The 1,932-nt window shown below is 71.8% G+C and carries 4 protein-coding genes; all 4 read right to left on the bottom strand.

From position 1 onward, the window contains the following. The coding region (locus tag IE312_RS38910; protein ID WP_502266958.1) for a type 2 periplasmic-binding domain-containing protein at positions 1-415 on the bottom strand (415 nt) is incomplete at its 3' end. Between the two features lie 14 nt (positions 416-429). Then, positions 430-657: a 4Fe-4S dicluster domain-containing protein gene (locus IE312_RS05355; RefSeq protein ID WP_030347217.1), complete on the bottom strand. Its 228-nt coding sequence runs from the start codon at positions 655-657 to the stop codon at positions 430-432. Positions 658-690: 33 nt separating this feature from the next. Continuing rightward, the gene (locus tag IE312_RS05350; RefSeq protein ID WP_189978795.1) at positions 691-1,479 is read right to left on the bottom strand and encodes a GntR family transcriptional regulator; all 789 of its coding nucleotides are present in this window, start codon (positions 1,477-1,479) and stop codon (positions 691-693) included. A gap of 133 nt (positions 1,480-1,612) precedes the next feature. Continuing rightward, positions 1,613-1,932 (bottom strand): M48 family metalloprotease (locus IE312_RS38905; protein ID WP_502266957.1); only part of this gene is annotated, 320 nt, incomplete at its 5' end.

The raw sequence follows: 1,932 nt of genomic DNA, 5'->3' as shown, positions 1-1,932 counted from the left end.
CCGGTGCGGTGACGATGGTGTTGAGGCCGCCGCGCAGGTTGTAGCCGGTGGCGGAGACCAGGTGGGTCGGCCGGCCGAGCTGCTTGCCGCGGGCCGCGTTGAGCAGCAGCGGGAAGTCGCCCATCGACCCGATGTCGATCTTTCCGGCGGTCATCTGGGCGGTGATCGGGGCGCCGGTGGCGTAGTCCTGCCAGTCGACCTTGTACGTGTGGCCGTCGTGCAGGGAGTTGAGCTGCTTCTCGAAGTATCCGAGGGAGCGCAGCAGGGTTCCGGCGGTGACGGTGTTGATGGTCTTGGACTGGTAGCCGACGGTCACGGTGACCGTGGAGCCGCTGCCCGCCTCGGCGCTGCCGCCGCAGGCGGACAGGGGCAGCAGGAGCGTGGCGGCGGACAGGGCGACTGACGTGCGTCTCATGATGGGTGTACCTCTCACCGCAGCAGGTAGGGCATGTTGACCGTGACGGCTCCGGTGGGGCAGCGGGCCGCGCAGGGGCCGCAGTACCAGCACTCGTCGACGTGCATGTACGCCTTGCCACTGCTCTCGTCGATGGCGAGGGAGTCCAGCGGGCACATGTCCACGCACAGGGTGCAGCCGTCGATGCACTTCGACTCGTCGATGGTCACGGGCACGTCGGCCCGCTGGGGCGCCAAGGGCATGGCTGTCTCCAGGAGAGGTGCAGGCGGGGGCGGTTACGACCGGTGCAGCAGGCCGCTCATCGTGATGCGGTCGCCGCGGAAGCGGATGAACTCCAGGTCGACGGGGCGGCCGTCGGCGAGGTGCGTGAGGCGCTCCAGCATCAGTACGGCGGCGCCGCGCGGGGCTTGGAGCACGGCTGCGGAGTGGGCGTCCGCGTTCACCGCCTCCAGGGTGATCTCGGCGTGGCCGAGACGGTGGCCGGTGATGGCTTCCAGGAGGCGGAAGACATCCGTGTTCTCGAGGTCGGCGCCGAGCAGGGCGGTGCCGATGTCGAGCGGGATGTAGGTGAGGTCGAGGGAGAGCGGGAGGCCGTTCAGGCGGCGCAGGCGTTCGATGTACAGGACGTCGGCGCCGGCCGGGACGCGGAGGCGCTCGGCCACGGGGACGGGTGCGGGGGCGGGGCCCATGGTGCGGACCTCGTTGGTGACGCGGCCGTGTTCGCGGAGGGTTTCCGCGAGGCCCATCAGACGGTCGAGCCCGTGCGGGTATTTCCGGGCGACGACGACGGTGCCGACGCCGGGCAGCCGGTCCACCAGGCCCTCGGCCCGGAGCAGGTCCAGGGCCTGGCGGACGGTGTTGCGGGAGGCGCGGTAGTCGGTGGCGAGGGTCGACTCGTGGGGGAGGGTGCCGTCCTGGAAGGCGCCGGTGAGGATCTGGCGGCGCAGCAGGTCGGCGAGCTGCCGGGCCCGGTCCGCACGCAGCCGGCGCCGTGCGCGGTGGGCGGCGACGGTGCTCGCGGCGCCCTGCCCGGCATGGTCTCGGGGGCGGTCGGTGGCTGGCATGGCTGGAACCATACCCACGCGATAGGGAATGGCGTGTTGCCGGAGTGTTGCGCCAGGTGCCGCCACCTGGAGAGGGTCTGTGACCTGGACTTTCTCATCCGGCGGAGCAAGATCTGCCACCCCGCGGGGACGGTCAGGACAGCGCCGTCAGCCCCGGGGCGAAGGTGATCAGCACGGGTAGCAACGGCACCAGCGCGGCCACTGTCGTGGTCAGGGCGCGGTGCCGGCGCAGCAGCCGCGGCGGTGGCTCCAGCAGGCGGTCGACGCGCTCGCCCAGGAGCCGGCGGCTGGAGTCGCAGGAGAGGACGCCCCGGTGCTGGTTCAGCTCGATCAGGGCGAGGGCCGTGGTGAGGTGGCCGCAGCGCCGGGACGCCGTGTCGTCGGCCGCCAGCTCGACCAGGCGGTGCGTCTGGTCGCAGAAGTGGGCGAAGAGCGGCACGCGCGGGAAGCCGG

Origin of the sequence: Streptomyces capoamus (assembly GCF_014654935.1) — a bacterium.
Classification (GTDB): Bacteria; Actinomycetota; Actinomycetes; order Streptomycetales; family Streptomycetaceae; genus Streptomyces; species Streptomyces capoamus.
The sequence above is the reverse complement of the archived record's forward strand: the minus strand, read 5'-3'. Positions and strand labels throughout refer to the sequence as shown.